The sequence below is a fragment of the Leisingera sp. JC11 genome (assembly GCF_040704725.1).
GTDB lineage: Bacteria > Pseudomonadota > Alphaproteobacteria > Rhodobacterales > Rhodobacteraceae > Leisingera.
In genome coordinates, this window is record NZ_JBFCVS010000024.1 from 17,137 (window position 1) to 37,009 (window position 19,873).

The following is a 19,873-nucleotide window of genomic DNA, read 5'->3' on the forward strand; positions in this document are numbered from 1 at the left end:
GGTCACATTGTGAACACAAAATGATACGATCAATTGCACGGATTCGAGCAAAATTGGTCCTTCCAGCCTTTATGGTGAACGGCAGCAGATGTGACGAAGACGAGCGAGCTGATGGTACACAACAACAAAGTCTTGACCGTATCCTATGGAACCTTTTCCTGCACATTGGAAGGGTTCGAGGACTCCTTCGGCACAATGAAGGCCATTGCCGAGTATTTCCGCGACCTTGCCGCGGATGACCGCTACTTCGGCGCCGAACCCCCGCAGCCCGACGCCGACATGCTGGCCCGCATCGCCCAGCGCGAGATTGCCCGCCAGGTCGAAGCCCGCACCAGCGAGGGCGGCATCCACCTGCGCGCCGCCACCCCGGCGCTTGGTGCAGCCGCTCCTGCCGAAGCCCCCGCACCGGCCCCGGCTCCGGCCGCCGCACCGGTGGCCGAACAGCCCGCGCCCGCCCCTGCCCCGGCAGAGGAACCGGCCGCCGAAGCGGAAGCTGCCGTGAGCGAAGCCGCTGCCGAAGACGCCGCCGCCGCAGACACTCTTTCCGCAGACATCTCCGAAGCCGCCGCCGCAGACACTCTTGCCGCAGACATCTCCGAAGCCGCCGCCGAGGCGGTCGCAGTGGAAGCCGAGGCCGCCGCCGCAGAGATTGAGGACGCGGCGGCAGAGGTAGAGTCCGAAGCAGAGGAAGCCGCGGAAGCCGCCGCCGAAGCAGAGGCAGAAGCCGAAGCCGAAGCCGAAGCCGAAGCCGAAGCCGAAGCCGAAGCCGAAGCCGAAGAAGCCATCGCCGCTGTGCTTGGAACCGCAAGCGAAGAAGAGCCGGCCCCCGCCGTTGAACTGCTGGAAACCACCGAGGCGGAAGCCGAGGCCGAAGAGCCGCAGGCCGAGGCGGAACCGGTTGAGGCCGAGGCGGAACCGGTTGAGGCCGAAGCCCCGGCCCCCGCCGCCGACAGCATCGCCGCCAAGCTGCAGCGCATCCGCGCCGTGGTGGCCCAGACCCCTGCCGAGGAGTTCAGCGAGGACGAGCACGCCGAAGACGTGCTGGAAAGCGTCAAGGACGATGTCTCCAGCGCGCTGCTGGAGGATGACGGCGCGCCGGACTTCGATGACGAAGCCGACGACGAAATCGCCCGCGCCCTGGACCGCCTGGACCTGAACACCGTCGCGGAAGAAGCTGAAGCAGAAGAAGCGGCCGGCACCGAAGAAGCCTCCGGTGACGATGAAGGCGAAGAAGAAGAGGCCGAGGCGCAAGACGGCATCTTCAGCAGCCTGGGCGCAGACGCCGAAGAGGCCGAAGCGGACAGCGCCGAAGATGACAGCAACCTGCTGGCCGGGGAAGAAGACGAGACCCCCGCCCCCGCCCGCGTCCGCATCACCAAGATCAAGCGCGCCGTCTTTGACAAGGCCGTCGCCGCCGGCCAGCTGCAGGAGGCGGAAGACACCGCAGCCCCGGCAAAGGCCGAACCCGAACAGGCCGCCCTCTCGGAAGAGGACGAAGCCGACCTGATGCGGGAGCTGGCGGAGGTGGAGGCGGAGATCCTCGCCGCCTCCGAGCAGCCCGAAACCGGCGGCGCAACCGAGGAGCCTGCCGCCCGGGCGGAGGCCGCCGAGCCCGCGGCGCCCGGCCTGGCAGACAGCGACGTCTCCCGCCTGATGGCCGCCGCCGACGAAAAGCTGGAAGACCCGGAAACCGCCTCCTCGCGCGAGGCCTACAGCCAGCTGCGCGGCGCCGTCGCCGCCACCAAGGCCGACGGCCCGGGCAGCGAAACTTCCGGCGACGAGGCGCAGCCTTACCGCGACGATCTCGCCAGCGTGGTGCGCCCGCGCCGCCCCGAAGCCCGCCAGGGCGCATCGGCGCGTCCGGCCACCCCGGCCGCGCGCCCGGCGCCGCTGAAACTGGTGGCCGAGCAGCGCGTCGACGAAGGTGCCGCACCGCAGGCGGTGCGCCCGCGCCGGGTGTCGGCTGCGGTTCTGGGCAGTGACACCGATGGCGGCAGCGGATTTGCTGACTACGCCGAAGAGCGCGGCGCCGCCGAGCTGCATGAGCTCTTGGAAGCCGCCGCGGCCTATATGAGCTTTGTCGAAGGCCGCGACCACTTCTCGCGCCCGCAGCTGATGAACAAGGTGCGCACCGCCGGCAGCAGCGACTTTAACCGCGAGGACGGGCTGCGCTCCTTCGGCCAGCTGCTGCGCGACGGCAAGATCGAGCGCTCCGGCAACGGCAAGTTCACCGCCTCCGGCGACATCGGCTTCAAACCCGGCAAGCGCGCCGCAGGCTGACCCGGCCCCCCGGAACAGAAAAAAGGCGGCCCCGCGAGGCCGCCTTTTTTGATTTCCGGACCGGATCCCGCTTCACCTTTGCGGAAATACTCCGGGGTGAATTGGCCGCAGGCCAAAAGGGGCAGCGCCCCTCTTTCTTCAAGCCAGCGGGGCAGCGCCCCTGCCCTTACTGGTCCTTTCCGGCGTCCGGGTCTTCCTTGCCGACGCCGCGGAACACGAATTTGAACGGCAGCACCCAGGCGATGCCCAAGGCCACATAGACGATCAGCTCCAGCCACAGCGGCGGCCGGTCGAGCCAGTTCAGCACCGTGACCGCGGCCACGATGTAAACCGGCATCCCGACCAGCAGGATCACCAGGGCCCAGCGCCGCCGGGCCTTGTAGCTCAGGCCTTTGTTCTCCGCCATCAGTCGGCGAACGGGTCGGTCACCAGGATGGTGTCGTCCCGCTCCGGGCTGGTGGACAGCAGCGCGACGGGGCATTCGATCAGCTCTTCCACCCGCTTCACGTATTTGATCGCATTGGCCGGCAGGTCGTTCCAGCTGCGCGCGCCTTCGGTCGACTCGCTCCAGCCCGGCATCTCTTCATAGATGGGGGTGCAGCGGGCCTGCTGGTCGGCGGCGGTCGGCAGATAGTCCAGGCGCTCGCCGTCCAGCTCGTAGCCGACGCAGATCTTCAGGGTCTCGAACCCGTCCAGCACGTCCAGCTTGGTCAGCGAAATGCCGTTGATGCCGGAGGTGGCACAGGTCTGGCGCACCAGGCAGGCATCGAACCAGCCGCAGCGGCGCTGGCGGCCGGTGGTGGTGCCGAACTCATGGCCGCGGGTGCCCAGGCGCTCGCCATCGGCATCCGGCTTGCCTTCCGCATCCAGCAGCTCGGTCGGAAACGGGCCTTCGCCGACGCGGGTGGTGTAAGCCTTGACGATGCCCAGCACGTAATCGATCGAACCCGGGCCGATGCCGACGCCGGTTGCCGCCTGGCCTGCAATCACGTTCGAGGAGGTCACAAACGGGTAAGTGCCGAAATCGATGTCCAAGAGCGCGCCCTGGGCGCCTTCGAACAGGATCCTTTTACCGGATTTGCGCTTCTCGTTCAGCACCTTCCAGACCGGCGCCGCAAACGGCAGGATCTGCGGTGCAATCTCTTTCAGCTGTTCGATCAGCGCGTCGCGGTCGACGGGGTCGACGCCCAGGCCCTTGCGCAGCGGATCATGATGCTGCAGCGCCCGGTCGACGCGGGCGATCAGGGTCGCCTCGTCGGCCAGGTCGGCCACGCGGATCGCGCGGCGGCCCACCTTGTCCTCATAGGCCGGGCCGATGCCGCGGCCGGTGGTGCCGATCTTGGTGCCCTTGGAGGCCGCTTCCTCGCGCGCCCGGTCCAGCTCGCCGTGCAGCGGCAGGATCAGCGGCGTGTTCTCGGCGATCATCAGGGTCTCCGGAGTGATCTCCACGCCCTGCGCCTGAACGGTCGCGATTTCCTTCATCAGATGCCAGGGGTCCAGCACCACGCCATTGCCGATGACGCTGAGCTTGCCGCCGCGCACCACGCCCGAGGGCAGCGCGTGCAGCTTGTAGACCTTGCCGTCAATGACCAGCGTGTGGCCGGCGTTATGGCCGCCCTGGAAGCGGGCGATCACGTCAGCGCGCTCGCTCAGCCAGTCCACGATCTTGCCTTTCCCTTCGTCGCCCCACTGGGCGCCGACTACGACGACATTGGCCATATCCGGTCCTTTACAGTCTGGTTCAAACCCACGCTCATATAGCGATGCTGCGCAGGCAGTGGAACCGCAAATTCGCCGCAGGAGAAGGCTTAGCCAAGGTTTTCGCCCTATCACAGAGGGCTGCGGCTGCTTGGGCGGGCGCGAATGCGCCTGCTTGCCGCTGATTCCCAAAGGACACCACACAGAAAGGAGGGCGAGCGCCTGCCCGCGTGGTGGCGCAGCAACGCCTGTTCGGGGCACTTTATCCCTGCAACATCCGTACGAGTTAACGAGGGAGCATTGCCCTCTCGAAAGCGCCAGCCCGGCGGGGCGGGCAGGCGCTCGCCCGGCGGCGCTGCGCGCCTTGTTCCGGGCTGGGTGTTGCGCACCCGGCGTACGGTGCCTTCACGCGATCCTCATTTCCCTATGACATACTCCCGGATGATCGCGATCCCTTGCCATGGTTCCCGCGCGCGGGGCCATGATACGAGGCGCAGGCATCTGTGAGGCTGCCTGCGCAACACCCGGAGACCGGCCCTGATAAAAAGGGGGTCGTCCAAGCGAGCTTGTCCGAGCAGGCCCCCGGCGGGGTCTGTCCACCTCCACCCGGCGGTGCCGCCCCCTTAACTGGGACTGAGCGCAGACCCGAAGAATACGGAACGAAACAAATCAGCAAGATAAAACCGCCCCGGCCCCGCAACGGCCCCGGCGGCCAAAACTGCGCGCTCAGCCCCGCAGCCGCACCGGCGCGCCATGCGGGGTGCTCAGATACGCCTCCTCCCAGCGGCTGCGCATCACCTCGGCCTCGGCGCGTGACGCCGCCCCATCCTCGGCCAGAAACACCTCCAGCGTTTCCAGCCAGGCGCGGAAGTAATCCTCGCCGCCGTCCAGCTCGCGGCTCAGGCCATGGCGCTTGAGCGTCGCAGAAAACCGTTCCACCCAGTCGCCCCAGCTGAACCGCCCTGCCTCATTCAGATGCACGGTCAGCGCAAAGACCTGCGCGTGCCAGGGTTCGGCAAAGACCGGCTCCGGCGCGGATACTTCGGCACACTCACTCATAGCGGCTCCAGGTAGCTCTGCCACAGGTCCAGCACCACCTCGTCATCGGGGTGCTCCGGATGCGCCCACAGCGCGCGGGCAAAGAAGCGCACCGCGTACAGCGGCTCCGGCGCCTCGCCCAGCCCGTGGGCACTGCTGTCGGGCAGCACATGGGTGCCATGCAGCCGCAGGATATAGCCCTGCGCCCCGGCGGCGTATTGCGGCAGGCGGGTGTGGCCGCCCTCCACCAGCGCGTTATCAGCCGGGATTCGCGCCCGCACCGCCTGGCCGGGGGTGAACAGCGGCGCCGGACCGCCGTCGCGGTCCGCCGGTCCGCCCTTGGCCAGCGCGGCGGCGACATTCTCTGCCTTCAGCGCCCGCTCCGCCAGCGCGTGCAGCCCGGCAGCCCCCTTGCCCTGCAGGTCGTCCCGCGTCAGCACGCCCTTTTCGACCAGCAGGTCGGCCAGCGCCGAAATCCATTTCTCGTAATAGGAAAAGCGGGTGTAATCCTTCGGCGACAGCCGCTCCCGCGCGTGGCGCGACGTGTCGATGTTCCACTGCCCCAGAGCGCCGCAGGCCAGCGTCACCGCCAGCGCCCTTGCGTGCCAGTCCTCGGCAAACACCGGCGCGTCCTCGGCCTCAGGCAGTACCGGCCCGTCGCCGAATCGCCCGCCCATGTCATGCACCCGGGTCATGCCGGCACCTCCCCCGGCACCTTTGCCAGACCGGTGCCAATCATGCTGTCGCGGGTGACCAGCGCCGCCAATTCCTCTTCGCTCATTTCCTCTGTGCCCTCGGGGCGCATCGGCAGCACCAGGTAACGGACCTCCGCCGTCGAATCCCAGACCCGCACCGCGGTCTCCGCCGGCAGGGTGACGCCGAACTCCGCCAGCACCTTGCGCGGCTCGCGCACCGCGCGGGCGCGGTAGGCATCGGACTTGTACCAGCCCGGCGGAATGCCCAGGAGCGGCCACGGGTAGCAGCTGCATAAGGTGCAGACGACCATGTTGTGCTGCGCGGGGGTGTTCTCCACCACCACCATATGCTCGCCTTGGCGGCCGTAAAATCCCAGCTCCGCCAGCACCGGATCGGCATCTGCCAGCAGCGCCGCCCTGAACGCCGGATCATTCCACGCCCTGGCCACCACCCGGGCGCCGTTCTGCGGGCCGATGCGGTTCTGATAGGTGTCGATGATCTCCTCCAGCGCGGCCGGGTCGATCAGGCCCTTTTCGGTGAGAATCGTCTCCAGCGCCTTCACCCGCAGGGCAGGATCGGGCGGCAGCAGGGCGTGCGGGTGGTCGGAATGATCATGGGGCATACCCCATGCTGCGCCTGCGCAGGGGCTGCTGTCCAGTCATGTTTCCTGATGCAATCAATCACGTTGCGTGACGTCCAAGGACGGTTGGCGGAAGAGCCTGCAACTCCGCCCTTGCCCCCCCGGGCAATCTTGCCTATTTACCGCCCGGTACTTAGCCAACCGCCGCAGGGACCCATGGAAAACGTTGTTCTGATCATCCATCTTCTTCTGGCTCTCGGCCTCATTGCCGTGGTTCTGCTGCAGCGCTCCGAAGGCGGCGGCCTGGGCATGGGCGGCGGCGGCGGCGGCGCGATCTCCGGCCGCGCGGCGGCAACCGCGCTCAGCAAGCTGACCTGGCTGCTGGCCATCGCCTTCATCTGCACCTCGATCACCCTGACCATCATGGCGGCGCAGAAATCCGCGGGCTCCTCTGTGGCAGACCGCATCGGCGTGCCGCAGGAAGACGCAGGCGAGACACCCGAAGCCCCGGCGGCACCGCTGGGCAGCGACCTTCTGCCGCCCAGCGAGGGCGACAACGCTCCGCTGGTTCCCAGCGCAGACTGATCCACTACACCTTGAGAGGGTTTTAGGAACCGCAACAGCATCTTGCGGTTCCCTTGCGCATTTCGTGCGAATCCTTTATATATGAAGTCCCGTGATGCTGCGGTTTTTGGAATGATTCCGATCACCGCCGGGCAGCTGAAATCTGACTTCTCACGGGGGCAGCCGAACACATATGGCGCGTTTTATCTTCATCACTGGCGGTGTTGTTTCATCCCTGGGCAAAGGCCTGGCTTCGGCAGCGCTCGGCGCTCTGCTGCAGGCGCGGGGCTACTCGGTCCGGCTGCGCAAGCTGGACCCCTACCTGAACGTCGATCCGGGCACCATGAGCCCGTTTGAACACGGCGAGGTCTTCGTCACCGACGACGGCGCCGAGACCGATCTGGACCTGGGCCACTACGAGCGCTTCACCGGCGTGCCGGCCCGCAAGACCGACTCGATTTCCTCCGGCCGGATCTACACCAACGTGCTGGAGAAGGAGCGCCGCGGCGACTACCTCGGCAAGACCATCCAGGTCATTCCCCACGTCACCAATGAAATCAAGGACTTCATCTCCATCGGCGAGGATGAGGTCGATTTCATGCTGTGTGAGATCGGCGGCACCGTCGGCGACATCGAGGGCCTGCCCTTCTTCGAGGCGATCCGCCAGTTCGCCCAGGACAAGCCGCGCGGCGAGTGCATTTTCATGCACCTGACGCTGCTGCCGTACATCAAGGCTTCCGGCGAGCTGAAGACCAAGCCGACCCAGCACTCGGTGAAGGAGCTGCGCTCCATCGGCCTGGCGCCCGACATCCTGGTCTGCCGCTCCGAGGGCCCGATCCCCGTGAAGGAGCGCGAGAAGCTGGCGCTGTTCTGCAACGTGCGCGCCGACTCCGTGATTGCCGCGCAGGACCTGAAATCGATCTACGAGGCGCCGCTGGCCTATCACCGCGAGGGTCTGGACCAGGCGGTGCTGGACGCCTTCGGCATCGCCCCCGCCCCGAAACCGAACCTTGAGCGCTGGGAAGATGTGGCCGACCGCATCTACAACCCCGAGGGCGAGGTGAAGGTGGCCATCGTCGGCAAATACACCCAGCTGGAAGACGCCTATAAATCCATCGCCGAGGCGCTGACCCACGGCGGCATGTCGAACCGGGTCAAGGTCTCGATCGAATGGGTTGATGCGGAGCTCTTTGACAAGGAAGACGCCGCCCCCTACCTGCAGGGCTACCACGCGATCCTGGTGCCCGGCGGCTTTGGCGAGCGCGGCACCGAGGGCAAGATCAAGGCGGCGCAGTATGCGCGCGAGAACAAGGTGCCCTACCTGGGCATCTGCCTCGGCATGCAGATGGCAGTGATCGAGGCCGCGCGCAACGTCGCGGGCATTTCCGAGGCCGGCTCCGAGGAGTTCGACCACGAGGCCGGCAAGAAGCGCTTCGAGCCGGTGGTCTACCACCTGAAAGAATGGGTGCAGGGCAACACGATGGTCGAGCGCAAGGTGGGCGACGACAAGGGCGGCACCATGCGCCTGGGCGCCTATGACGCGACCCTGGCCGAGGGCTCCAAGGTTGCCGCAGTTTATGGCAGCACCCACATCGAGGAACGCCACCGCCACCGTTACGAGGTCGACACCAAGTATCAGGAACAGCTGGAAAAATGCGGCCTCTCCTTCTCCGGTATGTCGCCGGACGGCCGCCTGCCGGAGATCGTGGAGTGGAAAGACCACCCGTGGTTCATCGGCGTGCAGTTCCACCCGGAGCTGAAGTCCAAACCCTTCGCGCCGCATCCGCTGTTCGACGATTTCGTCCGCGCGGCCAAGGACGCCTCGCGGCTGGTGTAATTCCCGGCAGGCGGGGATCTCCCGCCCGCTGCTTTGCTAATGGCACATGAGCAGCACCCGTTGGGCCCGGCGCCGCCAAGGCGGCGCTGGGAGAGAACAGAAAAAGGCGGGCCGCCGGCCCGCCTTTTGCATTTTGATTGACTGTTTTTCCGGCTCAGAAGCCGTGCATCCGCTTGGCCCATTGATAGGCCACCACCAGCCCCTTCATCCGCGGCAGCATGATCAGCGAGGCCCCCACCGTGATCACCGACATGATGATCGCCAGCGTCCAGGGGTCCGGGCGCAGCTGGGTGTAGACGATGTGCAGCGCAAAGCCGAGGATGTGGCCCACCACCAGGATGGTCAGATAGGCCGGGCCGTCATCGGCGCGCTGGTGGTGCAGCTCCTGGCCGCATTCGGTGCAGCTGTCGTTCACCTTCAGGTAGCTGTGCAGCAGCTTGCCGCCGCCGCAGTTCGGGCAGCGCAGCCGCAGCCCCTTCCACAATGCAGGCTTAAGCTCCCGCTGGTCCTGGTGCAAAACGTCCGCTTGGGTCATCGCGCGTCTCCTTGGGTTCCGGCGCCTGATAACGCGATTCCCCGATTGAATGCAATCAATATGCAAACATTGATGTTGCATTTATTGCCGCAGTCCGGCATTGAACCAATCATTCAGGCAACAATGCGCCAACCGGAGACACGGCGATGAAACAATGGACCCCTGCCCGTCTGGACGGCACCCGGCCCCGCTACATTGAACTGGCGGAGGCGATCGGCGCCGACATCGACGCCGGCGTGCTGTCGCCCGGCGACCGGCTGCCGCCGCAGCGGCGGGTGGCGCAGGATCTGGGGGTGGATTTCTCCACCGTATCGCGGGGCTATGCCGAGGCGGTGCGGCGCGGCTATATCGAGAGCTTTGTCGGCCGCGGCACCTTCGTGCGCAGCCGGGACGCGCTGCCGGAACGGCCCGACCCGCGCCGGGCGCTGGAAGAAGACCCGATGATGAACATGCCGCCGGAGCCGGACGACCCGGCGCTGCTGGCGCGGATGCAAAAGGGGCTGGAGCATGTCTCTGCCAACCTGCTGCCGCTGTTGCGCTACCAGTCGGTGACCGGCAGCCCGCAGGACCGTGCCCTGGCGGCGGAGTGGATGCAGGCCAACGGGCTGCCCTGCGCGCCGGAGCGGCTGGTGATCACGCCGGGGGCGCATGCCAGCCTCTATGCCATTCTGACCGTGCTGTGCGAGCCGGGCTCAACCCTGCTGTGCGAGGATGTGACCTATCCCGGCCTGCGCTCCATCGCGGCGCGGCAGGGGATCCGGCTGATCGGCCTGCCGGCGGACAAGGACGGCATTCTGCCGGATGCGCTGGAGAAGGCCATCACCGGCGACTGGCCTGCGGCGCTGTACCTCAACCCGACACTGCAGAACCCGACCACGAGGACAATTCCGGCCAAGCGGCGGCAGGAGATTGCCGCGGTGCTGCAGACACATGACCTGCCGCTGATCGAGGATGACGCCTATTGCTTTGTCGACAATGGCGCGCCGCAGCCGGTCAGCAGCCTGATCCCCGATCTGGGCTGGCATATTGCCGGCCTGTCCAAGTGCTTTGGCGCCGGGCTGCGGCTGGCCTACACCACAGTGCCGAAACGCGCCCTGCTGGGCCAGTTCAGCCAGGCGCTGCGCTCGATGCATGTGATGGTGTCGCCGCTGAACCTGGCGCTGCTGGGCCGCTGGATCGAGGACGGCACCGCGGCAGAGCTTCAGCGCTTCATCCGCAAGGCCGCGGCGGAGCGGCAGGCGCTGGCGGCACAGGTGCTGCAGGAATGTTTTGTCGAGAGCGACCCGCTGGCCTTCAACCTGTGGCTCACCCTGCCCCGCGGCACCAGCCGGGCCGAGGTGATGGGCCGCATGGCGGGGCGCCAGATCGGCATCATGCCCAGCGACGCCTTCACCGTCTCCGGCCTGCCGGAGGAGGCGGTGCGGGTGTGCCTGGGCGGGCCGGTCGGCCTGGAGGAGCTGCGCGAGGACCTGCTGGCGCTGAACGATGCCGTCACCCGCAAGGACTGGCTGGGCTGAGCCGGGGCTGCTAAGGTCGCGCCGCAACGCAAAAGAGGCCCCGCATGATCCGCGCTTTCCGCAACCTGATCGAACGGCAGCTGACCAAGGCCCAGGCCGAGGGCCGGCTGCAGGGGCTGGAGGGCGAAGGCAAGCCGTTGCCCGACCGCAGCAGCGAGGCGCATGTGGACCCCGCAATGGCAGCGGGCATGCGGATCATGGCGCAGGCCGGTGTGGTGCCGGAGGAGTTCGGGCTGAAGGAGCGGCTGGCGCAGGCGCGCAAGGATTACGCCGGATTGACCGACCCCGGGCAGCGCAAGGCGGCAATGGCGCGGATCTCGGATCTGGAAATGCGCTACAACATGGCGCGGGATGCGCGGAAATCCTTCTTCCGTTAGCGCAACACCCCGTTGTTTCCCGGCAGATTCGCGCTATAGACAGCGCCAAGACAGACCATTCCAAAGAAGAGTGACGCATTATGGCCAAAGACGCTTCTGTTCATCAGGAACAACTCGACCGCATCGCCTCCGGCAAGGGCTTCATTGCCGCGTTGGACCAGTCCGGCGGCTCGACCCCGAAGGCGCTGGCGCTTTATGGCGTGAACGAGGACGCCTATTCGAACGATGACGAGATGTTCGCCGAGATCCACAAGATGCGCACCCGCATCATCACCTCGCCGAGCTTCGGCAAGGAGCGCATCCTGGGCGCGATCCTGTTCGAGAAGACCATGGACGGCGAGATCGAAGGCAAGCCGACTGCCGAGTTCCTGTGGAGCAACTGCGGCGTGGTGCCGTTCCTGAAGGTGGACAAAGGCCTGGCTGATGAGGCCAACGGCGTGCAGATGATGAAGCCGATGCCGGAGCTGGACGCGCTGCTGGCGCGCGCCAACGGCAAGGGCATCTTCGGCACCAAGATGCGCTCGGTCATCAAGGAAGCCAATGCCGATGGCATCAAGGCGGTGGTCGCCCAGCAGTTCGAAGTGGGCCAGCAGATCGCCGCGGCCGGCCTGGTGCCGATCATCGAGCCGGAAGTGGACATCAACTCTGCCACCAAAGCCGAGGCCGAGGAGATCCTGAAGGCGGAGATCCAGGCGCAGCTGGACGCCCTGCCCGAGGGCACCAAAGTGGCGCTGAAGCTGACCATCCCGTCCAAGGCGGGCCTCTATGACGATCTGGCCGATCACGCCAGTGTTGTCCGGGTTGTGGCGCTGTCCGGCGGCTACACCACCGATGACGCCTGCGCGCGCCTGGCGCAGAACAGCAAGATGATCGCTTCCTTCAGCCGTGCGCTGACCGAGGGGCTGAACGTGGCGATGTCCGACGCGGAATACGATGCGGCGCTGGGTGCCAACATCGGCAAGATCTACGACGCCTCGCTGTAAGGCTTTGCAGACCGGAAATTGAGAAGGCCGCGCCTGCACAAGGGCGCGGCCTTTTCCGTTGGTTTCACCAGGTGCTGTTGCGCCCGGCGCAGCACACCGCCAGCACCAGCCCGGCGCCGCTGAGGAAGGGCAGCCAGAAGAAGCGCAGCGCGGTCAGGGTGAACCAGCCGGGCTGGTCCTCCGGCGCCTGGCCCGCACCGCCGAGCCAGGCCCAGAAGATCAGCGCCGAGGCGGAGATCATCACCCCGCTGACCGCCAGCAGCCAGCGCGCCGACCTAGGCATCCTCCCCTCGTTCACGGCAAGCCGTTCCGCCGTGCGGCTGGCAGCGAGCCACCCGCTCACGCCGCTTGGGTCAGCGACGGGCGCAGCCCGGCATAGCTGACCTTGTTCTCGTTCGCTGCCAGGTAGCGCTGCGCCTCCTCGCGGTTTCCGAAGCTCAGCGCCTCGTCATAAAAATAGGTGATCCGGTCCCCGGTCCGGGACAGCAGGCCGCCGCTTTCAAACAGGATAAACCACTTCTTCTGCACCAGTTGCATCAGCCTCACTCCTTTCTGAAGCCCGGCTGCGGCCCGTCTCCGCCGCCGCCGGTTCTATTGCAGTTCCTCAGGGTGCAGGCGGCCGCCCGTCAGCCCCGCCGGGCTGCCGGTCCGCAGTTTTCCAGATGCTGGATTGGCCACTCTTGCGCCCTGCTGAAGGCAGAATTCGCCCCCAGATATTGCCAAAAAGTTAACGGTGTTTGGCGCTGGTTTAACGCGGCATTTTCCTGCCGGCAGGCGGCGGTTTCCCGCCTGTCCGGGCAGGGTTCCGGAAAATTTGGCGAAATTCCGCTGTTGCAGAATCCAAAGACGTTACTGAAGCGTAAACGCCGGTTCCGGGGGCGGCCTTCCCGCGCGGCGGTGAAGCCGCCTGCCGGGCGGCGGGGCGGCAGAATTTGTGCCGGAAAGAAGCCGACGGGACTGCAGCAAAGCAGCCCCGGGGCGGCGCGTCAGCTGAAATCCGGCGGGCGCTTCTGCAGCTGGGCCGCCACCGCCTCGATCTGGTCGGGCTGGCCGATCAGATCCCGCTGTTCGGCGCTTTCCCGCAACAGCACCTCGGCTTGCGGCGCACCGCTTTCGGCATAGGCGATCAGCCGTTTGGCGGCGCGCACGGCGGAAGGGCTCTTGCCCGCGATCTCCACCGCCAGTTCCTGGGCGCGGCTGAGCGGGTTGCCGGCCAGTTCGGTGACCAGCCCCCAGTCGAGCGCCTGCGGCGCCGCCACCTTCTCTGCGGTCCAGGTGAGGCGGCGCAGCACGTCGGTGCGCACCAGCCGCGGCAACAGCGCCATGCCGCCCATGTCGGGGATCAGGCCCCATTTCATCTCCATCACCGACAGCTGCGCCTCCGGGTGGGCGATGCGGATGTCGGCGCCCAGCGCGATCTGCAACCCGCCGCCGAAACAGGCGCCGTGGATGGCGGCGATCACCGGCACCGGCACCCGGCGCCAGACCATCGCCACCTCCTGGAACGCATTGGCGTCGTGGTGGGTGCGCTCCATGATCAGGGTGCTGAGGTCGCGCTGCGCAAAGCTAGCCAGAGCCGCCATGTCGAGGCCTGCGCAGAAGCTCTTGCCCGCCCCTGACAGCACCACCGCGCGGGCGCCGGATTCTGCCACCTCCTGGCCTGCCGCGATGATCGCCTCGATCATCTCCTCATCCAGGGCGTTGTGCTTGTCCGGGCGGGCAAGCGTGACATAGGCGATGTGGTCCTTGTAGCCGGTGGTGACTCTGCTCATGGTTTCTTCCCCGCTGATGATCCGCCCTCAGCCTGCCCCGGACGCGGACCGGATACCAGTCCAACGTGGGGGAAGGGTCAGGGGCGGGGCGCCAGCGGCATCCGGGCGAACCAGGGCGAGTCGAGCGTCATGATGTAGAGCTGCCCGTCCATCACCTTGCCGCCGGTGGTGACGCCCAGCCGCCCGTCCGGGTCCTGCAGCGTGCGCAGGGTTTTGCCCTGCCCGTCCAGCTGCATCAGCATGCCGCGATGGACCGGCGCCGGGCGCACCATCGGGCCGAGGCGCCAGATCAGCTTGCGCAGGAAGGGATAGGGCATCAGCTTCTCAGACGGCACCCGCGGGCTGGCGAAAGCGAGCCAGTAGGTGCCGTCGCCCTGCGCCTCCAGGTTGTCGGGATAGCCGGGGAGGTTGCCGAGAAACACCTCGCGCTCGCCTGTCCGGTCCCCCTTGAGCCAGAGCCGGTGGACGCGGGCGCGGCCGGTCTCGTTGATCAGCAGGAAATCCTCCTCCGGCGAGAGCGCAATGCCGTTGGTGTAGACGAAGCCCGTGGCGATTTTTTCGGCAGTGCCATCGGGGTTGATGCGGGCGACGTAGCCGGTGTCCGATTGCTCCCAGATGGTCAGAATCGAGGTCGGCTTGGTGCCGCCCATGGTTTCCGGGTCGAAGCGGTCGGAGGAGTTGGAGAAATAGACGGTGCCGTCGCGGGCCACGTCGAGCTGGTTGGCATAGACGATCGGGGTGCCGCCGATGCTGTCTGCCAGAACCTCCAGCGTGCCGGGGCCGGACCAGCGCAGGATGCCGCGGAAGCTGTCGGCGATATAAAGCGCGCCGTCGGGGCCAGCCTTGAGCCCCAGCGGGCGGCCGCCGAGTTCGTCAACCAGCACCGGCTCTGTCCCGTCGATCCGGTAGAGATTGCCCGCCAGGCTGGTGGTGTAGATGGCGCCGTCGGGAGTTTGGGCGATGTCCTCCGGCCCCAGCTCTCCGTCCGGCAGATGGATCAGCGCGGCCGCGTCCAGAGCGTTGTTTTCCGCGTAATCGCCGGTGAAGCCCGGCGCTGCGGGCGGGTTGTAGGCGATCGGGTCGACCGGCACCGGCCAGAACAGGAGATAGCCGAGGGCGGCGGCCAGCAGGGCCAGGGCAATGCGCATGAAAGAATCCCTTTGAAATCTTGATGCAGACTGCGCGGCAGCGGATGGTGACGCAAGCCTTGCCCGTTGCCTGCGCTTGCGCTTATCTGCGGCCATGACTGGTCCCCGCTACACCCCGCTTGCCCAATCCCTGCCCGCCACCGTGCCCTTTGTCGGCCCCGAGACCCAGGAGCGTGCGCGCGGCCATGCCTTTGCCGCGCGGCTGGGGGCGAATGAGAACATTTTCGGCCCGTCGCCCCGGGCGGTGGAGGCGATGGCCAAGGCCTCGGCGGAGATCTGGAAATACGGCGATGCGGAGAACCATGACCTGCGCCACGCGCTGGCGGCGCATCACGGGGTGCAGCCGGAGCATATCATCGTCGGCGAAGGCATCGACGGGCTCTTGGGCTATCTGGTGCGGCTGCTGGTCGGGGCCGGCGACGCGGTGGTCACGTCGCTGGGGGCCTATCCGACCTTCAACTACCATGTCGCGGGCTTTGGCGGGGTGATCCACACGGTGCCTTACAAGGACGACCGCGAGGATTTCGAGGCGCTGTTCGCCAGGGCGGCGGAGGTCGATGCCAGGATCGTCTATCTGGCCAACCCGGACAACCCGATGGGCAGCTGGCACAAGGGCGCCGATATTGCCGCGGCGCTGGACCATCTGCCCGCAGGCTGCCTGCTGCTGCTGGACGAGGCCTATGTGGAATGCGCGCCGGAAGGCACCGCGGCGCCCATCAGCGCCGATGACGTGCGGGTGATCCGGATGCGGACCTTTTCCAAGGCCTATGCCATGGCCGGCGCGCGGGTGGGCTATGCCATCGGCCATCCGGAGCTGATTGCCGCCTTCAACAAGGTGCGCAATCATTTCGGCATGAACCGGGCGGCGCAGGCCGGCGCGCTGGCGGCGCTGCAGGATCAGGACTGGCTGGCAGAGGTGCTGGCGCAGATCGCGGAGGCGCGCGGCCGGATTGCCGGCATCGCCGCGGAAAACGGGCTGAGCGCCCTGCCCTCCGCCACCAATTTCGTCGCCATCGACTGCGGCCTGGACGGGGCATTTGCCAAGGCGGTGCTGGACGGTCTGGTGGATCAGGGGGTCTTTGTGCGGATGCCCTTTGCCGAACCGCAGAACCGCTGCATAAGGGTGAGCTGCGGGCCTGCGGCGGAGCTGGACGCCTTTGCCGCGGCGCTGCCGCAGGCGCTGGACGCAGCACGGGGCGGCTGAAACCTGCCGGCGGAGGCCTGATCGCAGCAGTTTTACCGGACATTCACCGGCCCCGGACTACCATCAAAGGGTATAACCGGGAGAATTGTCATGCGTGACCCTGAACTGCCGGACGGAATGCCGGATTTCTTTACCGCGGCAATCATGTTTGCCGGCATCAACCTGATGTGGATCTTCTTTGTGATCTGGGTGATGTACGGGCTGGTGCCGGTGCTGGTGCTGGCCGTGCTGATCAACCATTTCATCACCAGGCTGGACATCAGGCTGAACTCGCAAAAGGCGTGAGCCTTGCCCGCCGCCGCCGGCGGCCGGGCCGTCAGCGGCCCGACAATACCGCTGATGCGGCCTCCAGCGCACCTGCCCCGCGCGGTATATCCAGCGCGGCCAGCCCGGTTTCAATCCCGCCCAGCAGGCCCATCACCATCTGACCGTTCACATGGCCCATGTGGCCCAGCCGGAAGTAGCCGTGCCATTCCGGGCTTTTGGGCGCCGCCATGCCGAGGCCGATGCCCAGCGTCAGGCCCAGGTTCTGCTCCAGCCATTCGCGCAGCCGGGTGCCCTCCGGCGCGCCGATGTGCAGCGCGGTGACCGCGTGGGAGCGCAAGGAGCGGTCCGCCACGTTCATCCGCAGCGGGCCGTCCGCGCCCCAGGCCTCGCAGGCGGCCCAGATGGCTTGGGCCAGACGGGCGTGGCGGTTCCACACGTTTTCAAGGCCTTCACCGTGGATCATGTCGAGCGCCGCACGCAGGCCGTAGAGGTGATGGGTGGGCGCGGTGCCGCCGAAATACTGGTAGAACTCCGCCGGGTTGGCGCGCGGCTGCCAGTCCCAGTAGCGGCTGATCCGCGGCAGCGCCGCCCGTGCCGCGGCGGCCCTGTCATTGAAGAACACGAAGCTGAGGCCGGGCGGCATCATCAGCCCCTTCTGGCTGGCGGCGACCATGACATCGACGCCCCAGGCATCCATCTCGAACCGCTCGCAGCCCAGCGAGGCGATGCAGTCGGCCATCAGCAACGCCGGGTGGCCGGCCTGGTCCAGCAGCTGGCGCAGCCCCGCGATATCGTTGCGGATCGAGCTGGAAGTGTCCACATGCACGCCCAGCACCGCCTTGATGCGGTGTTCGCGGTCTGCGGCCAGCGCCTCGGCGATACGGGCCATGTCCCAGGGCGCGCGGGTGCCGAAGTCGAGGATCTCGGTCTCGATGCCCAACCCTTCAGCCATTTCCGACCAGCCGATGGCAAAGCGGCCCGAGGCGGGGACCAGCACCAGGTCGCCGGGCTGCAGCGTGTTCTGCAGCGCAGCCTCCCAGGCGCCGTGGCCGTTGGCGATGTAGACCGCCGCGTGATGCTGCGTGCGCGCCACCCGGCGCAGGTCCGGGATCAGGCCCGCGGTCATCTCCACCAGCTCGCCCGCGTAGATGTTGGGCGACGGCCGGTGCATTGCCTGCAGCACCCGGTCCGGCACCACCGAAGGGCCCGGAATGGCCAGATATTGACGCCCTGCCGATACGTTCGCCGGTCCGCTCATGCCTGATGTTCCCTGACTGCGCGCGGCCCCAAGGCCGCCGCGGTTGATCCATGCGGGCACAGTAGCCGCACGGCGCGCCGGGTCAATTCCCGGCAACGCAGGGTCACGGCGAATTGCTTGCGCCCTGCTTCCCACCTGCTTAAATGGCGCAGGAACGACAGGGAAAGGCCCGCAATGACACGAATTTCCCGCCGGAACGCGCTGACATGAGCCGGAAACCGCACAAGTCCTCGAAAGAGCTGTTCGGCTGGCTGTGGCGCGGATACCTGCGCCATTACATCGGTCTTCTGGGCATCGCGGTGATCTTCATGCTGCTGGAAGGCGCCACCATGGGGGCGCTCGGCTACATGATGCAGCCGATGTTCGACCTGGTGTTCGTGGCCGGCAATTCCGACGCGCTGGTCTGGGTCAGCCTGGCGTTTCTGGCGATCTTCACCCTGCGCGGGGTGTCCAGCGTCACCCAGAAGGTGCTGCTGAGCAAGGTTTCCCAGACTTCGGCCGCGCATCTGCGCAAGGACATGCTGGCGCGTCTGATCCGCCAGGACCCGGCGTTTCACCAGCAGCACCCGCCGGGGCTGCTGCTGCAGCGGGTGCAAAGCGACGTGGGCGCGATCAACTCGGTCTGGCAGGCGGTGATCACCGGCGCGGGCCGCGACCTGGTGGCGCTGGTGGCGGTGCTGGGGGTGGCGTTCTCGATCGACTGGCGCTGGACGCTGATCCTGCTGATCGGTGTCCCGGTGCTGCTGCTGCCGATCTCCACCATCCAGCGCTATGTGCGCAAAAAGGCATCGCGGGCGCGGGATTTGGGCGCCGATCTGGCGACCCGGCTGGACGAGATCTTCCACGGCATCGTGCCGGTCAAGCTGAACCGGCTGGAGGAGTATCAGGTCAGCCGCTTCTCCGAGCGCACGGATGAATTTGTCAAATCCGAGGTGAAGGCGGCCTTTGGCACCTCCTCGATCTCGGGCATGACCGACATCATGGCCGGCGTCGGCTTCATGGCGGTGCTGCTCTATGGCGGCAATGAGATCATCGCCGGCGAAAAGACCGTCGGCCAGTTCATGAGCTTTTTCACCTCGATCGGCCTGTCGTTTGAACCGATGCGGCGGCTGGCCAATATTTCCGGCGTATGGCAGGGCGCGGCGGCGGCGCTGGAGCGGATCAAGGAGCTGCTGGATGCGCCGATCCTGCTGAGCGAGCCTGCGCAGCCGAAACCGGCGCCGCAGGGGCTGCCCGCGATCCGCCTGGATGCGGTGGACCTGAGCTATGGCGATGCCAGGATCCTGCACGGGCTGAACCTGGAGGCCGAGGCCGGCAGGACCACGGCGCTGGTGGGCGCCTCCGGGGCCGGCAAATCGACGATCTTCAACCTGCTGACCCGGATGGTGGACCCGCAGGCGGGCTCTGTCACCGTGGGCGGGGTGGAGGTCACCGATCTGAACACCGCCGATCTGCGCGGGCTGTTCTCGGTGGTGACCCAGGATGCGATGCTGTTCGACGAGACCCTGCGCGAGAACATCGTGCTGGGGCGCACCGACGTCAGCGATGAGGAACTGCAGGCGGCGCTGGAGGCCTCGCATGTGGCGGATTTCCTGCCCAAGCTGGAGCACGGGCTGGAGACCCGGGTGGGGCCGCGCGGCTCAGCCCTGTCGGGCGGCCAGCGGCAGCGGGTGGTGATTGCCCGCGCGCTGCTGCGAAACACCCCGGTTCTGCTGCTGGACGAAGCGACCTCGGCGCTGGATGCGCAGTCGGAGAAGGTGGTGCAGCGGGCGCTGGACAAGCTGTCGGGCGGCCGCACCACGCTGGTGATCGCGCACCGGCTTTCGACCATCCGCAATGCCGACAAAATCGTGGTGATGGACCGCGGCCGGGTGGTGGACCAGGGCAGCCATGACGAGCTTCTGGCCCGCGGCGGCATCTATGCCGATCTCTACCGGCTGCAGTTTCAGGACGGCAAGACGGTGGTGGACACCGCGGGCATTGCCGCCCAGGCACAGCAGGTGCCCGGCGGCGCGCGGCGCGGCAAGGAGCGCTGGTTCCGCCGTTTTGCAAAGAAGGTGTTCGGGTAAGGGCCGTTTCCCCTGACGAGCGCTGAGGGCATCGCCCGTCCGCGGGCGGA

General features: G+C 67.0%; 20 protein-coding genes. 9 read left to right on the forward strand and 11 right to left on the reverse strand.

Going from position 1 to position 19,873, the window contains the following annotated elements:
• Positions 1-90 precede the first annotated feature (90 nt).
• The gene (locus AB1A62_RS19285; RefSeq protein WP_366663099.1) at positions 91-2,280 is read left to right on the forward strand and encodes a chemotaxis protein CheA; all 2,190 of its coding nucleotides are present in this window, start codon (positions 91-93) and stop codon (positions 2,278-2,280) included.
• A 166-nt stretch (positions 2,281-2,446) separates the two neighbouring features.
• Here the strand turns inward: AB1A62_RS19285 and AB1A62_RS19290 are convergent, their stop codons facing one another.
• From AB1A62_RS19290 to nthA, 5 genes are all read right to left on the reverse strand, one after another.
• Positions 2,447-2,686: a DUF2842 domain-containing protein gene (locus AB1A62_RS19290; protein ID WP_366663100.1), complete on the reverse strand. Its 240-nt coding sequence runs from the start codon at positions 2,684-2,686 to the stop codon at positions 2,447-2,449.
• On the reverse strand, positions 2,686-3,999 hold the full coding sequence (locus tag AB1A62_RS19295) for an adenylosuccinate synthase (protein ID WP_366663101.1): 1,314 nt from the start codon (positions 3,997-3,999) through the stop codon (positions 2,686-2,688). The genes AB1A62_RS19290 and AB1A62_RS19295 overlap by 1 nt, the downstream gene beginning before the upstream one ends.
• A 705-nt stretch (positions 4,000-4,704) precedes the next feature.
• On the reverse strand, positions 4,705-5,037 hold the full coding sequence (locus AB1A62_RS19300; RefSeq protein ID WP_366663102.1) for a nitrile hydratase accessory protein: 333 nt from the start codon (positions 5,035-5,037) through the stop codon (positions 4,705-4,707).
• On the reverse strand, positions 5,034-5,711 hold the full coding sequence (nthB, locus tag AB1A62_RS19305; RefSeq protein ID WP_366663103.1) for a nitrile hydratase subunit beta: 678 nt from the start codon (positions 5,709-5,711) through the stop codon (positions 5,034-5,036). Before nthB ends, AB1A62_RS19300 begins: the two co-directional genes overlap by 4 nt.
• A complete protein-coding gene (gene nthA / locus AB1A62_RS19310; protein ID WP_366663104.1) occupies positions 5,708-6,334 on the reverse strand; it encodes a nitrile hydratase subunit alpha in 627 nt (208 codons plus the stop codon). Before nthA ends, nthB begins: the two co-directional genes overlap by 4 nt.
• Positions 6,335-6,508: 174 nt before the next feature.
• Here nthA and secG point away from each other — a divergent pair, with 174 nt between their 5' ends.
• Both secG and AB1A62_RS19320 read left to right on the forward strand, forming a co-directional pair.
• Positions 6,509-6,877 (forward strand): preprotein translocase subunit SecG, encoded by a 369-nt coding sequence (secG, locus tag AB1A62_RS19315; protein WP_366663105.1) that lies wholly within the window; start codon positions 6,509-6,511, stop codon positions 6,875-6,877.
• Positions 6,878-7,049: 172 nt separating this feature from the next.
• The gene (locus AB1A62_RS19320) at positions 7,050-8,693 is read left to right on the forward strand and encodes a CTP synthase (protein ID WP_366663106.1); all 1,644 of its coding nucleotides are present in this window, start codon (positions 7,050-7,052) and stop codon (positions 8,691-8,693) included.
• 154 nt (positions 8,694-8,847) lie between these two features.
• On the opposite strand, the gene AB1A62_RS19325 is transcribed toward AB1A62_RS19320, so the two are convergent.
• Positions 8,848-9,228, reverse strand: a complete 381-nt coding sequence (locus AB1A62_RS19325) for a DUF983 domain-containing protein (RefSeq protein ID WP_174146552.1) — start codon at positions 9,226-9,228, stop codon at positions 8,848-8,850.
• A 146-nt stretch (positions 9,229-9,374) separates the two neighbouring features.
• Between AB1A62_RS19325 and AB1A62_RS19330 the strand changes: the two genes are divergently transcribed.
• The 3 genes from AB1A62_RS19330 (at position 9,375) to AB1A62_RS19340 (ending at position 12,105) form a co-directional block, all read left to right on the forward strand.
• Positions 9,375-10,745: a PLP-dependent aminotransferase family protein gene (locus AB1A62_RS19330; protein WP_366663107.1), complete on the forward strand. Its 1,371-nt coding sequence runs from the start codon at positions 9,375-9,377 to the stop codon at positions 10,743-10,745.
• 44 nt (positions 10,746-10,789) lie between these two features.
• Positions 10,790-11,122: a DnaJ family domain-containing protein gene (locus AB1A62_RS19335; RefSeq protein WP_366663108.1), complete on the forward strand. Its 333-nt coding sequence runs from the start codon at positions 10,790-10,792 to the stop codon at positions 11,120-11,122.
• An 80-nt stretch (positions 11,123-11,202) separates the two neighbouring features.
• Entirely contained in the window at positions 11,203-12,105 is a 903-nt protein-coding gene (locus AB1A62_RS19340; protein WP_366663109.1) for a fructose bisphosphate aldolase, read from the forward strand.
• A 64-nt stretch (positions 12,106-12,169) separates the two neighbouring features.
• On the opposite strand, the gene AB1A62_RS19345 is transcribed toward AB1A62_RS19340, so the two are convergent.
• The 4 genes from AB1A62_RS19345 to AB1A62_RS19360 all read right to left on the reverse strand — a co-directional run bounded on the left by AB1A62_RS19345 (position 12,170) and on the right by AB1A62_RS19360 (position 15,025).
• Positions 12,170-12,448, reverse strand: coding sequence for a hypothetical protein (locus AB1A62_RS19345; protein WP_366663110.1), 279 nt, complete (start codon positions 12,446-12,448; stop codon positions 12,170-12,172).
• Positions 12,445-12,642, reverse strand: coding sequence for a hypothetical protein (locus AB1A62_RS19350; RefSeq protein WP_366663111.1), 198 nt, complete (start codon positions 12,640-12,642; stop codon positions 12,445-12,447). Before AB1A62_RS19350 ends, AB1A62_RS19345 begins: the two co-directional genes overlap by 4 nt.
• A gap of 449 nt (positions 12,643-13,091) precedes the next feature.
• Complete coding sequence (locus AB1A62_RS19355) at positions 13,092-13,877, reverse strand: crotonase/enoyl-CoA hydratase family protein (protein WP_366663112.1); 786 nt, start codon at positions 13,875-13,877, stop codon at positions 13,092-13,094.
• A 77-nt stretch (positions 13,878-13,954) separates the two neighbouring features.
• Positions 13,955-15,025 carry an SMP-30/gluconolactonase/LRE family protein gene (locus AB1A62_RS19360; RefSeq protein WP_366663113.1) on the reverse strand — a complete coding sequence of 357 codons (1,071 nt, stop codon included), beginning with the start codon at positions 15,023-15,025 and terminating at the stop codon, positions 13,955-13,957.
• Between the two features lie 94 nt (positions 15,026-15,119).
• On the opposite strand from AB1A62_RS19360, the gene AB1A62_RS19365 reads away from it, so the two are divergent.
• A complete protein-coding gene (locus tag AB1A62_RS19365; protein WP_366663114.1) occupies positions 15,120-16,229 on the forward strand; it encodes a pyridoxal phosphate-dependent aminotransferase in 1,110 nt (369 codons plus the stop codon).
• 90 nt (positions 16,230-16,319) lie between these two features.
• Entirely contained in the window at positions 16,320-16,514 is a 195-nt protein-coding gene (locus AB1A62_RS19370; protein WP_366663115.1) for a histidinol phosphate aminotransferase, read from the forward strand.
• A 31-nt stretch (positions 16,515-16,545) separates the two neighbouring features.
• Here the strand turns inward: AB1A62_RS19370 and AB1A62_RS19375 are convergent, their stop codons facing one another.
• The gene (locus AB1A62_RS19375; RefSeq protein ID WP_366663116.1) at positions 16,546-17,754 is read right to left on the reverse strand and encodes an aminotransferase class V-fold PLP-dependent enzyme; all 1,209 of its coding nucleotides are present in this window, start codon (positions 17,752-17,754) and stop codon (positions 16,546-16,548) included.
• Between the two features lie 206 nt (positions 17,755-17,960).
• Between AB1A62_RS19375 and AB1A62_RS19380 the strand changes: the two genes are divergently transcribed.
• Positions 17,961-19,823: an ABC transporter ATP-binding protein gene (locus tag AB1A62_RS19380; protein ID WP_366663117.1), complete on the forward strand. Its 1,863-nt coding sequence runs from the start codon at positions 17,961-17,963 to the stop codon at positions 19,821-19,823.
• Positions 19,824-19,873 lie beyond the last annotated feature (50 nt).

Bases quoted from the DNA above. Each gene is read 5' to 3' on its own strand.
- AB1A62_RS19340 (WP_366663109.1), top strand. From the start codon at position 11,203: ATGGCCAAAGACGCTTCTGTTCATCAGGAACAACTCGACCGCATCGCC.
- AB1A62_RS19320 (WP_366663106.1), top strand. From the start codon at position 7,050: ATGGCGCGTTTTATCTTCATCACTGGCGGTGTTGTTTCATCCCTGGGC.
- AB1A62_RS19325 (WP_174146552.1), bottom strand. From the start codon at position 9,228: ATGACCCAAGCGGACGTTTTGCACCAGGACCAGCGGGAGCTTAAGCCT.
- AB1A62_RS19370 (WP_366663115.1), top strand. From the start codon at position 16,320: ATGCGTGACCCTGAACTGCCGGACGGAATGCCGGATTTCTTTACCGCG.
- AB1A62_RS19290 (WP_366663100.1), bottom strand. From the start codon at position 2,686: ATGGCGGAGAACAAAGGCCTGAGCTACAAGGCCCGGCGGCGCTGGGCC.
- nthA (WP_366663104.1), bottom strand. From the start codon at position 6,334: ATGCCCCATGATCATTCCGACCACCCGCACGCCCTGCTGCCGCCCGAT.
- secG (WP_366663105.1), top strand. From the start codon at position 6,509: ATGGAAAACGTTGTTCTGATCATCCATCTTCTTCTGGCTCTCGGCCTC.
- AB1A62_RS19360 (WP_366663113.1), bottom strand. From the start codon at position 15,025: ATGCGCATTGCCCTGGCCCTGCTGGCCGCCGCCCTCGGCTATCTCCTG.
- AB1A62_RS19365 (WP_366663114.1), top strand. From the start codon at position 15,120: ATGACTGGTCCCCGCTACACCCCGCTTGCCCAATCCCTGCCCGCCACC.
- AB1A62_RS19375 (WP_366663116.1), bottom strand. From the start codon at position 17,754: ATGAGCGGACCGGCGAACGTATCGGCAGGGCGTCAATATCTGGCCATT.
- AB1A62_RS19330 (WP_366663107.1), top strand. From the start codon at position 9,375: ATGAAACAATGGACCCCTGCCCGTCTGGACGGCACCCGGCCCCGCTAC.
- AB1A62_RS19335 (WP_366663108.1), top strand. From the start codon at position 10,790: ATGATCCGCGCTTTCCGCAACCTGATCGAACGGCAGCTGACCAAGGCC.
- nthB (WP_366663103.1), bottom strand. From the start codon at position 5,711: ATGACCCGGGTGCATGACATGGGCGGGCGATTCGGCGACGGGCCGGTA.
- AB1A62_RS19295 (WP_366663101.1), bottom strand. From the start codon at position 3,999: ATGGCCAATGTCGTCGTAGTCGGCGCCCAGTGGGGCGACGAAGGGAAA.
- AB1A62_RS19300 (WP_366663102.1), bottom strand. From the start codon at position 5,037: ATGAGTGAGTGTGCCGAAGTATCCGCGCCGGAGCCGGTCTTTGCCGAA.
- AB1A62_RS19350 (WP_366663111.1), bottom strand. From the start codon at position 12,642: ATGCAACTGGTGCAGAAGAAGTGGTTTATCCTGTTTGAAAGCGGCGGC.
- AB1A62_RS19355 (WP_366663112.1), bottom strand. From the start codon at position 13,877: ATGAGCAGAGTCACCACCGGCTACAAGGACCACATCGCCTATGTCACG.
- AB1A62_RS19380 (WP_366663117.1), top strand. From the start codon at position 17,961: ATGAGCCGGAAACCGCACAAGTCCTCGAAAGAGCTGTTCGGCTGGCTG.